Source organism: Mycobacterium sp. RTGN6, assembly GCF_033804605.1.
In the GTDB taxonomy this organism is placed as follows: domain Bacteria; phylum Actinomycetota; class Actinomycetes; order Mycobacteriales; family Mycobacteriaceae; genus Mycobacterium.
On the sequence record NZ_JAPZKZ010000009.1, the window covers coordinates 329,008 to 342,712 of the forward strand.

Genomic DNA, 13,705 nt, shown 5'->3' on the forward strand with positions numbered 1-13,705 from the left:
CTAGGATATCGACACGTTCAACTTTTGGGACTTCTGCACGAACTGGGCTCCTGGGTCCGAAGAGTTGATGTTCACGGTCAGGTGACCTGCGCCAGGCGCCGGCCCGCGCGCCTGCACCACGATTTGCGCTGTCGCCTTCGACTCAAGTTGCTGGGCGTTACAGCGCACCGCTGAGGTGCCGCCGGCATTGTTGATGACGTCGCAGTTGACGCCGCCGGAGGGGTTGACCGGACCGGTCTGTTGTAGTTGACCCCCGAAGCTGACGTACAGCTCGACCGGCGCGCCAACATCCCCCGGATTGCTGAGGTTTACGGTGTAGCTTCCGCTCATTCCGGCGCGCAGCGTCGTCGGGCCATTGACGGCGACACCCAAGCGGGCGGCAGCGGGACCGGCGGGAACCTGTTCTCCGATGGTCGCCGAGATGACAGGAGGAGGTGGGGGAAGGGGTGCGTCCAGGCACCCGAGCGGCAATGTGGAGGACCAGTTCGCCACGTTGACGTTGCTCTGGTCGAGGGTCGTACCACCCCGCACGAAGCCGTCGTCACCCACAACGCCGAGATAGTGTCCGGGTCCGGTCCCCGAATTTCTGTCCCAGTTCGTGGTGAAGTCGACGTTGCGACCCTTGATGCCACCCGTGACGTACCCCAGTTGCCTCCAGCCGTTGTCGCCGGTCGCGACAACTTCCCCCGTGGCGGCCCGGCCGGTCGAGGTGAAGGACACCCGGAAACCGTTGTCCTGTCGGAGCGAGAATTTGCCGTCAAAGCCGTACTGGGCGCAGGCGGGGGCCAGAGGGAACATCGGGCCCGCTCGTGCGGGCGTGGGGATCGCGAGGAGTGCCACAGCGCCTATCGCCGTTGCGGCGGCGAGCAATTGGGATCTGTTCACGATGGTTTGGTTTGCATTGGCCATTGTCTTGCCTCACTGGTGAGCAGGAATCAGCTATATGCAAATCCTCGGCTGCCCAGAGCCACTTGCTGCGAGTGGCGCACCACTCGTCTTTCACGATCGGCCAGTCCGACTACTCTATTCGCGCCGCGCCGCAGCGAGTTTCGCCTCGGCGACACGGTAGAACCCGTCCAGTCCGACGTCCTCGACACCGACATACTCAGACACCAGTTCGGCGGGCACACCGGCATCACGAAGCCTCAACGCCAACGAGTACGGCAGCGGGAGTTTGCGCAGCGCCCGCTCCCGCGCGCAGAGTTCATCGGTCATTCGACCAGCGTGCATCCGCAGCGCCGGCGCCGAGCGAGTATGCCACCACTCGAAAAATCGACTGCGCGGATGGCGCCACTCACGCCCTCATCCACTCGGCTTTGGCCGGCGCCGAGATAGCATCGCCGCGAGCTTGTCGCGATCGGTCGCACCGGTCTTGGCCATCGCCCGATAGATGTGGCCTTCGATGGTGCGTAGCGAGACATTCAGCCGCTCGGCCAGCGCGCGGTTGGACAACCCCTCACCGATCAACGCCACGATCTCTTGTTCACGCGCGGTCAGCGGCGACCGCTCGGCCGCCCGACCGAGAGCGGGGGTACTGGCACCCCCACATCGTTCAGCCAACGCTTCCGCTCGTGCCGCACTGGCCAAGCCGGATCCGCGCAACCCCTGGCGACGACATGCCATGGCTGCGTGAGCGGCCGCATCGACCGCCGCCACTAGGTCGCCCATCTGCTCGAATTCCTCTGAGACCGCAACGAGTTCGGCGCCATCTCCGGCCTGCAGGGCCTCGGCGAAGCGGGCCGCAACGCCGACCCGGGGCCCTTCAACCATCGCGGCCAATTCACGCAGCCGGGCCGCGCCGGAATGGTCACCAAATTGCGTCAGAACCTGCAAGCACAGCACCTCGGGCGCGAATTGTCCATTGGCCCCGGCAGTTTCGGCCGCCGCCAACGCCGACGAGATCGCCTCGCTGACCGCACCCTGACTTGCCGCGACCCATGCCTTGGCCAGCCCGAGCTCATAGTCCAACAGCCGCCAACTCGGGCGCCGCTGCTCATCGAGCATGGCAAGCGCGGTGACAGCCTGATCGGTCAAGCCGCGCATCGCCAGCGCAATCGTGTACGGGAGCTGGAATCGGTAGCGCCATCCGAACGTCTCGCCGGACGCGGACAACGACGCGACCGCCGAACCGAGGAGCGAACACGCGGTGTCGAGCTGGCCGGCGCCAAGTGACGTCCGACCTAAAGCGGCAGCACCGTAAGACTGCGCTGAGTCGGCGAACTCGGCCGCCTGTTGCTGCACGAGATTTGCAACGTCGCAAGCTTCCCTGACCCGACCGGACTGCAGGAGCGCGCCGATATGGCCGTCGGCGATGGAGAACCGCAGATGCGGGGCGTCGAACGAGCGCTGCGCAATGCCGTATCCGGCGAACGCGGCGGCCACGGCTTCGCTGGTGCGGCCAGCGTCCCCGGATGCGTAGACCACCGCGCGGGCCGTCACCTCAGCGACAAAGTCGGGTAACTCCTCGAGGACGAGGTCGTTCGACGAGTCCGTCGCCGCTTCCGGCCTGCCCATCGCCGCCCAGTACACCGTGAGAAACGCATCGATACAGCTGCGATCGTCTCCGGAGGGGATGGCCTGCGACGCATCGTCGATGAGCTTCTTCGCGCCCGCGGGGTCGGCGAGCCGCAGGAGCTTGGTGGCGGCCCGCATGAAGGCGAGCCTGGCATGGTCCGCGCTGGTGAAGTCGGTGGTGGGGATGCTGGCGAGTGCGGCGTCGGCCTCCTCGCCGTGGCTGAGGTGCAAGGGTGCAATCGCGCGCACGAAGGCCGCTTCCGCGCCCCCTCCGGCCCGCATTGCCGCCTCGGCCAGCCGATCGGCGAGCTGCAGATCCGCGAGCCCCAACGCGCCGCGGGCGGCGGTGACGAGGAGGGCCGGATCCGGGTCGACGTCGGAGTCCAGACTCAACACCGCACGTCGCACGACGACCTGAATGTCATCGCGACGGTCGGATCCGGCAAGTTCAGCGGCGACGCGTCCGCGGAGCCGTCGCAGCCGGGTGGAGGGCGCACGTCCCCTACGAACCTCACCGTACAGCGGATGCGCCAACCGCACGTCCACCCGGCCGGGTGCGCGCTCGATCGTGATGAGGTCACGCGTTTCGGCATCCTCGACCGCCACCGCATCAGCAATTCGGACCAGCGATTCAAGCTCGATCGGCTCGCCCACAGCCAGCGCGTCGATCACGTCGCCGACCGGTATTGCGAGGCTTCCAATCCGCGCTTCGATCGCTTCGGCCAAGCTGGGCGGCACGACCGGTTCCCCGGTCCACCTCCAGTAGCCATCCCGCTGGACGAGTCTGCCCTCGGCGACCTCGTGCTCAACGATGGTGCGCAGATAAAGAACGTTGCCACGCGTCAGCTTCCACAGGCGCCGAGCGGCTTCCATATCCACGTCTGCGTCCAGAGTCACCGAGAGCAGGGCCGTGCTTTCGTCGCGCGACAGTGGACGCAAGTCGAGTCGGTCGAACTGGCCTATGTGCCAAATCTCCTGTGTCGCCGCGGAAATGGGATCACCGTCGCGAACGGTGAGCACGAGCTTCGCGGCGCGGCGGGTCACGATCTGATGCAGAACGAACGTCGACAGGTCATCGAGCAGATGTACGTCATCGACGCCCACAATCACCCTGGCGTCATCGGCAGTGGACGTCAGCGAGTCGATCACACCGCGGACCAATTGCAGACGATCCGCGACATCCGACCCAGCCCACGCCGCGAAGGCCCCCAGCGGAAGCTGCTGCGCCGACGATGTGCCGACCGCCCAACGGATTTCGCATCCCCTGGACGCGGCGGACGAGAGTGCGTCGCGGGCGATTCGGCTCTTCCCGACGCCGGCGGCCCCGAAGACGACCATCCCGGAGGTATCGGGGGCCGCGAGCGCGTCCTGGATGACCCGCAGCTCCTCCACGCGCCCCGTCAGCGGCCACGTCAAGCGCACCTAGCTAGCGTAGGAGCGCTGGCTCGAGACCGCAGGTAAACGAGGGTGACGTTGCCCTAGCCAGTGGGCATGACGGCAGGTTCACAGCCATCCACCGGCGACGTCGATGGTTGTTCCGGTGATGTATGACGCGTCGGCAGAAAGCAGAAACGCGGCGGCCGCGGCGATTTCGTGGGGTTCGGCCAGCCGACCAATCGCGTTCATGGACCGTGTGACCGCGTCGGGGTCGACCTCGCGCAGCGCCAGCGGGGTGTATCGAGCGGCGTTTTCGGCGGCCATGTCGGTGGCCGTGCCACCCGGGGCGATCGCGTTGATGCAGATACTCCGCTCGGCAAGTTCGGGCGCCAGATTCAGCACCATCGCCTGCACCGCCGCCTTGCTCGCCGCATACAGAGTGTGCTGATACACCGCGATCCTGGCGCTGATCGACGACGTGAGCAGGACCCGACCGCCGGTGGGCATCGCTGCAACGGCGGTCTGGGTGACGAACAGCTGGCCGGCCACGTTGATGCGAAACACCCGTTCGAAATCGGCGGGGGTGATCGTGTCCAGGGCACCGAAATGCTCGACACCGGCATTGCTCGCCAGGATGTCCAGGCCACCGAACTCGTCCACCACACGGTCGACCAGGGCTTGGGTCTGGGAAACGTCGCCTACGTCGGCCTGCAACGCCACCGCCCGGTGACCGTCGCCGCGAATGTCAGTGACCAGGGCCTCGGCTGACGCGGAATCCCGTACGTAGTTCACGGCCACCGCGGCGCCCTCTGCCGCAAGCCGCCGCGCGATCGCCGCCCCGATTCCGCGGCCTGCGCCAGTCACCAAGGCTGTCTTGCCGGCCAGCCGCATCGATTGTGTCATCGAAAAACTCCTCTGCTCAGACGATTTCGTGTGTTCAACCCGCGGTGTGCCGTGCGAGCGGTCTTGTCAACCCAAGGCGGAACAGTCCGCGCGCGTTGCCGTGTGCGATCTTGCGGCGGTCGAGCTCGCTGATCGGCGCCCTCTCGATCCAGTCGGCACCCAAGGCGTTCTCCGAGTAGGGGTAGTCGACGGAGAACAGGATGCGGTCGGCGCCCATGGTGAGGATCGCGTTCGTCAGCGCGTGATCGGAGAAGTTGCCACTGGTGGTGATCCAGATGTTGTCGGCGAAGTACTCGGGCAGGCTCTTCTTGATCTTCTTGTCAAAGGGATTGCGGTCGAACATGTTCTGGGTACGCCACAGCAAGGCCGGCAGACCCTCGCCCAGGTGACCGAGGATCAGCTTGGCGCTCGGGAATCGGTCGAAGTGCCCGCCGAGCAGCAGCCGTACGGTGTGCGCAGCGGTCTCGGCACCGAAGCCCCAGGTGGCACCCTTCATCTCGGGATGGCCTTCGTATAACGCGAGCCCGCCGGTCAACGCGGGACGCGGGTGCAGATAGAGGGGGACGCCGAGTTCGCACAGCGCCTCCCAGAACGGGTGATACGCCGGGTCGTCGAGATAGCGGCCGTGCGTCGCATCGGTGGTGTTGGTGTAGCCGTTGACCAGGACGCCCTTGAACCCGAGGTCGCCGATGGCGCGGCGCAGCTCCTTGACCGCGTTCTCGGGCTCCTGCAGCGCAACCGCCGCGAAGCCGGAGTAGCGGGCGGGGTGCCGGGCGACCTGTTCGGCGAGGAAGTCGTTCTGCCTGCGGGCCAAGGCGGTCGCCTCGACCGGATCAGTGATCATCTGCACGCCAGGCGCAGTCAGCGAGAGGATCTGGTGCTCGACGCCGGCCGCGTCCATGCTGGCCAGCCGCACCTCGTCGAACTCGCCCAGCTTCTCCTGGACCGACCGGAGGAACCCGGGGGTGGTTCCGCCCCCGTCCGCCGCCCGTGCAAGCTCGTCGTCATCGGCCAGGAGCCGGATGACGTCGTCTGGATGCGCGTACGCCTCTTCCAGGGTGATCTTCGGCAGACGGCTACTGCTCACGTCGTTCTCCTCGATACGGCTGATCCCGGTGGTCGCCCGCCGGCTGGAGATGCGGAGGCGACCTGGGCTTCTGGGTTCATACTGGCCTCGGAGCGGCGCGCAGCCCGCCGCTCCTTGGAACGGTCTTCCCTAGCCGAAGGAGCAGTCCATCGACGCGCACACACTGGACTCGGCGCTCGCCCTGCTGCGGGCGTCCGACGCCGAGGTGCTGCCCCGGCTGTCCGCCGCGCTCGCGGGACCGGTTCCACATTCCTGGGCGGCCGCCCTGGTGGGCGGGAGCGTGCGGACCACGAGCGGTGTCACCGACAGTGCGGAACCGGCGCCGCCCCTTGCCGAGTTGTCCGAGCTCGCCGGCCGGATCCCGCCGGGCACCTCTTGGTACGGACGCGTGGTGCTCGCGGGCAGGGTCCGGCAGGCGCTCGCAGTGGTGTCCACCGAACCGGCCGCCGCGGGCAGCGTCCTCGTTTTGGCCGATGCCCCCGACGGTGCCGCCGCGCACGCGGTGGCGCGGGGCGTGTGGGAGATCGCGGTTGTGCGGCTGAAGACGCTCGTCTCCCTCGGGCCGGTCGGCCCCCCGACGTATCTGGCCGCGCGCCGGGCTGCGGCCGGCGAGCACGCCAAGGAGCTGTTCGTATTGATGGACACTCACGCGGCGACGCTCACCGCGGTGGTCGGGGCGCTGCGCTCGCGCGGCCTCACCGATGCCGCCGCCCGGGAGGTCGCGCTCTCCGTGGCCTCATCGGCGCTGACCAGCATGCGCGCCGACCCGATCGCGGGAGAGCAGACCGCGGGTGCGGCGTTCGGCTCAGTGACCGAGCAGCTGAGGACGCTGGCCCGCCATAGCGGATTCGAACTCGAGTTGGCGCCACCTGAGCACGCCGACCGGTTGCTCCCGCCCGAGGTGGCCGAAGGCGCGCATGCGGTGGTGCGTGGATGCGTCCTGAGCATGCTGGAACACACGGGGCTGAGCCGGATCAGGGTCGGCTGGGAGGCCGACGACGATCAGCTGGCGGTAAGCGTGCGCGACGACGGGGACGGCACCCTGTTCCCGCAGGCGCTGGCGGAGTACCGGCTGCGGGAACGGCTGGCCGCGCTCGGTGGCGACTTCACCTTGGAGGCTGTGCCCGGTTGGGGTACGTCGGTCACCGCGCGGTTTCCACTCGCCCTGCCCCCGGCACCGAGATCGGACGTGCTGGAAGGTCTCAGCGATCGCGAGTTCGACGTCTTGACCGAACTGGCCCGCGGGCGCAGCAACCGCGAGATTGCCGCTCGGCTGCACATCACCGAGCACACCGTGAAGTTCCACGTGGCGAACATCTTGTCCAAGCTCGGCGTGCACTCTCGGGGCGAAGCCGCTGCGGCGGCCCGGGCGGCACACCTATGAAGACTGACGAAGGCAGCCAAGCGGTCGGGTATGTCGGATGGGTCAGCGAGACCGGAACCGCTGACGGGCTCCGGCGGCCTGCCGAACGGATCGGCGCAGCTCATGACGCGCGACTGCGTCGGCGTTGCCCGCCCCGTTCGGCGACGACTTCGTCGACGAGCGCGGAGATCTCGGCGATTCCGTGGCGTTGCGCGAACGCGGCTTCGAGCTCGCGTGCGCGCCTGAGGTAGGCGCAGTCGCCGAGGAGTTCGCGCACAGCATCGCGGATCATCGCCGGGCTGGGCGTGCCCGTCTTCAGGTTCAGCCCCGCGCCCGACCAGGCAACTCGGGCGGCGACCTCCGGCTTGTCCTCGGTGTTGCCCGCCACCACTAGCGGCACTCCGGTCGACACGGCACGCTGCACGGCGCCGTAGCCACCATTCGTCACCATCACGTCCACCTTGGGCAGCAGCACGTCGTGCGGAATGTATTCGGCGACAAACGTATTCGGCGGAACGTCAACCGCGAGGTCATTGATGTCCCGTCCGCCGGTCGTCACGACCAGCGTGACGTCTTCGTTGGCCAGCGCCTCGATGGTCGGCTCGATCAACCGGGACAGGTCCTCGTTGTCGACGGTGCCCTGGGTGACGTGGACGACGGGTCGGCTGCCGTCCAGTTCCGACCACCACGTCGGCGGAACGTAGCAGTTCGACGGCTGCGGGTGCACCGCGCCGACGAAGCGCACGTTCGGGGCGAGGTCGCGGCGAGGATACTCGAAACTCGGTACCGTCGGCACGATGAACCGGTCGGCGAGTACGCCGACGTCGAGCAGGAACACCGGAAGGTGTTGCACTCCAAGGTCGCCCAACATTGCGTTCGTCGCCCGCTGCGACTCCCGCAGAATCACCCGCTGCGACACCTGCGTCAGCACGCGGTTGCGCAGCCGGCCAAACCATCCGGAGCCGGGCGGAAGACCCAGCCCGCTGGGCGCGGTGTCGCGGCTCGACAGCATCATCGGCGTCGGGGTGTACTGCAGGATCGGCGGACGCGCCGCGGGGTGGCCGACGAGCAGGGGGATGACCCCGAAGAACCCGTAGTCGGCGATGATCGCGTCGAAGCGAGTGGTGGCGAGCACTGAGGTGAGTTCGGCGTACTGGTGCGGCATCGGCGCGAGGAACAGTCGAATGATGGCCAGATTCAGCGCCTTGACCTTCGAGGTCTTGCCGCGGCTCGACGCGTCGAACGGCGACTGGTCGAAGTCGGCGGCCTCGGAAAGCGGGTGCGGATGGGCGCCAACGGCCAGGACGGCGTCGGTGTGGACGGCCCCCGTCATCACGGTGACCCGGTCGCCGCGGGCGACGAGATCCTGCGCGACGCTGAGCAGCGGGCTGATGTGACCCGTGGGAGACAGTGAGGCGATGAGGATTTCAGCCATCGTCGGCTACCGTCCGCATCCGTTGATGAGTAACTCGCGACCGGAGGGCAGGAGCGAAGCGACCCGAGAAGTGTCACCGCCCACCGGCTCGCGCACGGCCGACACGAACGTCGCCCTCAGCGTGTAGTCAGGGGCGTCGTCGGGGTGCACCACGATCGCGAACTGGACGGCCGTGGCCGTCGCACCGGCGCGGTCGCGCGCAGCGGCGAGCATCGCGTCGTAGCCGTCCGTCGCCGAGACGCCGTCGAGTCTGATCCACTCCGACCACCCACGCTCCGTTGCCTCCCGCCACACCACCTTCGGCGAGCGCGTCCGCTCCGAATGCATTTGCCGCATTGTGCATGCGAGGTACCAGAGCAACACCGCCACTGCGACGGCGGGCCAGCGCAATTCCTCAGGCATGATCGACCGCCATGGCGCGTTCGGCGATGACCTCGTCGACGAGCGCGGCGATCTCGGTGACGCCGTCGCGCAGCCCGTACGCCCGTTTCAGTCGGCTGGCCGCGCGGCGGTATCCCTCGTCGTCGAGCACGTCGCGGACGGCGCGGCGTATCGCGCCAGGGCTGGGGGTGCCGGTGCGCAGGTTGACGCCTGCACCAAAGTGCTCGACGCGGGCCGCGACCTCCGGCTTGTCCTCGGTGTTGCCCGCCACCACGAGCGGCACACCGGCGATGAGCGCTCGCTGGACGGCGCCGTAGCCACCATTGGTGACCATCACGTCGACGTGGGGGAGCAGCACGTCGTGCGGGATGTATTCGGCGACATACGTGTTCCCCGGAAGGGGCCCACGGATCGTGTCGACGTCGCGGCCACCCGTCGTGACGACGACCGTGACGTCGTCGTCCATGAGCGCGGCGATCGTCGGTTCGATCAGCCTGCCCAGGTCGGCGTTGTCGATGGTGCCTTGCGTGACGTGAACGACGGGACGCCCGGTGTGCAATTCGGGCCACCACGGCGGCGCGACGTAGCGATCCGTCGGCTCTGGGGTGACGGCGCCGACGAACCGGACGTGGCCGGGGAGATCGCTGCGGGGGTACTCGAACTCGGGGATGGTCGGCGCTATCAGCCGGTCGGCGAGGATCGCTTGGTCCAGCACGAACACGGGCAGCTTCGGCAGCCCCAACGCCTCGAGCATCGTCGCCGCGGACCGGTGCGAGGCGCGCAGCAATACCTTCTGGCACAACAGGTTCAGTGCCCGGTTGCGAAGTGTCCCGAGCAGCCCGCCCGCGGGCCGGATGCCGGTGCCGCCTGGCGCGGTGTCGCGGCTGGTGAGGAACAGCGGCGTAGTGGTGTACGACAGCACCGGAGGCCGCGACGCGGGGTCGCCCAGCAGCATCGGCAGCACGCCAAGGAAGAAGGCGTCTACCAGGATCGCGTCGTAGTGCTTGCCAGCCAACAATTCGTCGAGTGCGGCGGCCTGGTACGGCAGGGGGCGCACGAAGATGTGCTTGACGTCGAAGTTGACTCGGGCGATGCCCGACGTCGCGGCCCGCCCGGGCAGGTCAGCGTCGAACGACGAGTCGTCGTAGTCGGCTCCTGCCGGTAGCGAATGCGGACGCGCGCCTGCTGCGAAGACCTTCGAGGCATGCCGCTCGGATGTCAGGAACGTGACCTCGTCGCCGCGTTCGACGAGCCCGCGTGCGACGTTGAGCAACGGTCCGACGTGTCCGATGGGTGGGCACGACGCGATCAGGATCTCGGCCACTGTGACTCCCTCGAGTTCGATGAATACGACTGCCGTCGATGTTTCGCGACGAGCGGTCGCCGAACTTGGAGGTTGTATGGAGATCGGGTGGAGATTGCAGGTAGAGGCTCTTTCGAGCGCCCTCGAGCGTCAGCCGGAGTGCTTGATCCGGTCGGGTCGGGTGTAGACGTTCATGGACTCGCCACGCAGGAACGCCACCAGGGTGAGCCCGGCTTGGCTGGCCAGGTCGACGGCCAGCGACGAGGGCGCGGACACGGCGGCGAGCACCGGGATGCCGGCCATCACCGCCTTCTGGGTGAGCTCGAACGACGCTCGTCCGCTGACCAGCAGCACGGTGCCGGTCAGCGGGACGCGCTGGTGTTCGAGTGCCCACCCGATGGTCTTGTCGACGGCGTTGTGGCGGCCGATGTCCTCACGGACGACGAGCATGGTGCCGTCGGCGTCGAACAGTGCCGCGCCGTGCAGGCCGCCGGTGCTGGCGAACACCTTCTGGGCGCCGCGCAGCTGGTCGGGCATGGCCGAGAGGGTCTCGGCAGTGACGACGGTCGGATCGTCGCCGGGGGAGTGTTGGCTGATGGTGCGCACGGCGTCGATGGAGCCCTTGCCACACACCCCGCACGACGAGGTGGTGTAGAAGTTGCGGGTGACATCGAGGCTAGGCGTTGGGACATCTTCCGCGAGCGTCACGTCGAGCACGTTGTAGGTGTTGGCGCCGTCTTCCCCTGCGCCGCGGCAGTATTCGACGCGGGCGATGTCGTCGCGGCGGCCGATGACGCCCTCGGTGAGCAGAAAACCTTGCGCCAGTTCGACGTCGGAACCCGGAGTGCGCATCGTGACGGTGAGCGCGGAGCCGTTCAGCCGGATCTCCAGCGGCTCCTCGACGGCCAGCGTCTCAGGGCGGGAGACGGTGCCCTCGGCTGTGACGTGGCTGGCCTTGCGGCGCGCCGTGACCCTACCCATGGGCGGGCTCGAGACGGATGACGATTGCCTTTGACACCGGGGTGTTGGACTTGAGTGCAGTGTGGTCCAGTGGCACCAGCGGGTTGGTCTCCGGGTAGTAGGCGGCGGCGTTGCCGGCGGGCGTGGAGTAGGCGACGACGAGGAAGTCGTTGGCGCGGCGCTCTTCGAGTTCGCCTGCGGCGTTGGTGTATTCGGAGACCAGGTCGACGCGGGCCACGTCGCTGAGGCCTAGCGTGACGATGTCCTCGGGGTTGACGAACACCACGCGGCGGCCGCCCTTGACGCCGCGGTAGCGGTCGTCGAGCCCGTAGATGGTGGTGTTGTACTGGTCGTGGCTGCGCAACGTCTGCAGCACCAGCCGGCCCGGCGGGACCGGAACCCATTGCAGCGGTTCGACACTGAAGTTGGCCTTGCCGGTGGCGGTGGGGAATTCGCGACTGTCGCGCGGCGGGTGGGGGAGTTGGAACCCGTCGGGTTGACGGACTCGGGCGTTGTAGTCGGTGCAGCCGGGGACTACGTCGGCGATGGCGTCGCGGATGCGGTCGTAGTCGCCGGCGAGTTCCTCCCATGGCACGGAATGGTCGGGACCCAGCACGGCCCTGGCGGTTTGGCACACGATGGCGACCTCGCTGCGCAGGTGCTCGCTGGGCGGAGTCAGGCTGCCCCGCGACAGGTGCACCATCGACATCGAATCCTCCACCGAGACAAGCTGTTTACCGCTGGCCTGAATGTCCTTGTCGGTGCGGCCCAGCGTCGGCAGGATCAATGCCGTCGCGCCGTGCACGACGTGGCTGCGGTTGAGCTTGGTCGAGATCTGCACCGTCAACGCGCAGCGGCGCAACGCGGCCTCGGTGACCGCGGTGTCGGGGGTAGCCGACGAGAAGTTGCCGCCCATCCCGATGAAGACCTTGGCGTGCCCGTCGCGCATGGCCCGGATGGCGTCGACGGTGTCGTGGCCGTGCTTGCGGGGGCTGGTGATGCCGAACCGTCCATCGAGGGCGGCCAGGAACCCCTCGGGCATCTTCTCCCAGATGCCCATCGTGCGATCGCCTTGGACGTTCGAGTGTCCGCGCACCGGACACACTCCGGCACCCGGCTTTCCGATCATGCCGCGCATCAGGAGCAGGTTCGTGGCCTCGCCGATGGTGGCGACCGCGTGCCGATGTTGGGTGAGCCCCATGGCCCAGCAGAACACCGTCCGCTCCGATTCGGCCAGCATCCCCGCGACGCGCTCCAACTGGGTTCGGTCGATCCCCGTCGCCTCGGTCACGGTATCCAAATCCACGCCGCGGGTGCGGGATTCGTACTCGGAGAAACCCGCGCAGTGCGTGTCGATGAAGTCACGGTCGAGCACCGTGCCCGGTGCGGCGTCGTCGGCCTCCAACAGCAGCCGGCCCAACCCGGAGAACAGCGCCATGTCCCCGCCGAGCCGGATCTGCACGAACTCGTCGGCGATCGGGACGCCGTGGCCGACCACCCCGTGCACCTTCTGTGGATCCTTGAACCGCATCAGCCCGGCCTCGGGCAGCGGATTGACCGCGATGATCTTGGCGCCGTTGGCCTTTGCCTTCTCGAGCACCGACAACATCCGAGGATGGTTGGTGCCGGGGTTCTGGCCGGCGATCAGAATGCAGTCGGCGTGCGCGACGTCGTCGACGGTCACCGAGCCCTTGCCGATGCCGATCGCCTCGCTGAGCGCGGTGCCCGAGGACTCGTGGCACATGTTCGAGCAGTCCGGCAGGTTGTTCGTGCCAAAGCTGCGCACCATCAACTGATAGAGGAACGCGGCCTCGTTGCTGGTGCGCCCGGAGGTATAGAACAGCGCCTCGTCCGGGCTGGCGAGCGCGTTGAGGTGCTCGGCGATCAGCCGGTAGGCGTCGTCCCATTCGATCGGCCGGTAGTGCGTGTCGCCCGGTGCCAGCACGACGGGATGGGTGAGCCGGCCCTGCTGCGACAACCAGTACTCGGGCTGCGCGGCCAGTTCGTCCACGGAATGGTGGGCGAAGAAGTCCGGCGTCACGCGCCGCTTGGTGGCCTCCTCGGCGACGGCCTTGGCGCCGTTCTCGCAGAACTCCGCGAGCTTGCGTCCGCCGTGCTCCTCGGGCCACGCGCAGCCGGGGCAGTCGAAGCCGTGCCGCTGGTTGAGCTTGCTCAGCGCGGCGGCCGTCCGTATCGGACCCATCTGCTCGAACCCGCGCTGCAGTGACACCATCACCGCCTTGACGCCCGCCGCCTCGTCCTCGGCGCCGGATACGACCACGGCGTGTTCGTCGAAGCCTGCGTCGATGTCCTGTTCGGGGTGGCGGCGGGTGGACATGGGTCCAATCTATGCCGCCGCGGGTGCCCCGTGGCGCGGGGTCA

The 13,705-nt window shown here is 67.9% G+C and carries 11 protein-coding genes; 1 reads left to right on the forward strand and 10 read right to left on the reverse strand.

Going from position 1 to position 13,705, the window contains the following annotated elements:
• The 5 genes from SLQ33_RS23165 to SLQ33_RS23185 form a co-directional block, all read right to left on the reverse strand.
• Window positions 1–909 carry a hypothetical protein gene (locus SLQ33_RS23165; RefSeq protein ID WP_319456209.1) on the reverse strand — a complete coding sequence of 303 codons (909 nt, stop codon included), beginning with the start codon at window positions 907–909 and terminating at the stop codon, window positions 1–3.
• 114 nt (window positions 910–1,023) lie between these two features.
• Window positions 1,024–1,215 (reverse strand): hypothetical protein, encoded by a 192-nt coding sequence (locus tag SLQ33_RS23170; protein WP_319456210.1) that lies wholly within the window; start codon window positions 1,213–1,215, stop codon window positions 1,024–1,026.
• A gap of 87 nt (window positions 1,216–1,302) precedes the next feature.
• Entirely contained in the window at window positions 1,303–3,936 is a 2,634-nt protein-coding gene (locus SLQ33_RS23175) for a LuxR C-terminal-related transcriptional regulator (protein ID WP_319456211.1), read from the reverse strand.
• Window positions 3,937–4,017: 81 nt separating this feature from the next.
• A complete protein-coding gene (locus tag SLQ33_RS23180; RefSeq protein ID WP_319456212.1) occupies window positions 4,018–4,794 on the reverse strand; it encodes an SDR family NAD(P)-dependent oxidoreductase in 777 nt (258 codons plus the stop codon).
• A 34-nt stretch (window positions 4,795–4,828) separates the two neighbouring features.
• Window positions 4,829–5,881 (reverse strand): amidohydrolase family protein, encoded by a 1,053-nt coding sequence (locus SLQ33_RS23185; RefSeq protein WP_319456213.1) that lies wholly within the window; start codon window positions 5,879–5,881, stop codon window positions 4,829–4,831.
• A 280-nt stretch (window positions 5,882–6,161) separates the two neighbouring features.
• Between SLQ33_RS23185 and SLQ33_RS23190 the strand changes: the two genes are divergently transcribed.
• Window positions 6,162–7,265 carry a response regulator transcription factor family protein gene (locus SLQ33_RS23190; RefSeq protein WP_319456214.1) on the forward strand — a complete coding sequence of 368 codons (1,104 nt, stop codon included), beginning with the start codon at window positions 6,162–6,164 and terminating at the stop codon, window positions 7,263–7,265.
• Window positions 7,266–7,365: 100 nt separating this feature from the next.
• Here the strand turns inward: SLQ33_RS23190 and SLQ33_RS23195 are convergent, their stop codons facing one another.
• The 5 genes from SLQ33_RS23195 to SLQ33_RS23215 form a co-directional block, all read right to left on the reverse strand.
• Window positions 7,366–8,679: a nucleotide disphospho-sugar-binding domain-containing protein gene (locus tag SLQ33_RS23195; RefSeq protein ID WP_319456215.1), complete on the reverse strand. Its 1,314-nt coding sequence runs from the start codon at window positions 8,677–8,679 to the stop codon at window positions 7,366–7,368.
• Window positions 8,680–8,685: 6 nt separating this feature from the next.
• Window positions 8,686–9,081, reverse strand: a complete 396-nt coding sequence (locus SLQ33_RS23200; RefSeq protein ID WP_319456216.1) for a hypothetical protein — start codon at window positions 9,079–9,081, stop codon at window positions 8,686–8,688.
• On the reverse strand, window positions 9,074–10,384 hold the full coding sequence (locus SLQ33_RS23205; protein WP_319456217.1) for a glycosyltransferase: 1,311 nt from the start codon (window positions 10,382–10,384) through the stop codon (window positions 9,074–9,076). The genes SLQ33_RS23200 and SLQ33_RS23205 overlap by 8 nt, the downstream gene beginning before the upstream one ends.
• 129 nt (window positions 10,385–10,513) lie before the next feature.
• The gene (gene fdhD / locus SLQ33_RS23210; protein WP_319456218.1) at window positions 10,514–11,344 is read right to left on the reverse strand and encodes a formate dehydrogenase accessory sulfurtransferase FdhD; all 831 of its coding nucleotides are present in this window, start codon (window positions 11,342–11,344) and stop codon (window positions 10,514–10,516) included.
• The gene (locus tag SLQ33_RS23215; RefSeq protein ID WP_319456219.1) at window positions 11,337–13,661 is read right to left on the reverse strand and encodes an FdhF/YdeP family oxidoreductase; all 2,325 of its coding nucleotides are present in this window, start codon (window positions 13,659–13,661) and stop codon (window positions 11,337–11,339) included. The genes fdhD and SLQ33_RS23215 overlap by 8 nt, the downstream gene beginning before the upstream one ends.
• Between the last annotated feature and the right edge of the window lie 44 nt (window positions 13,662–13,705).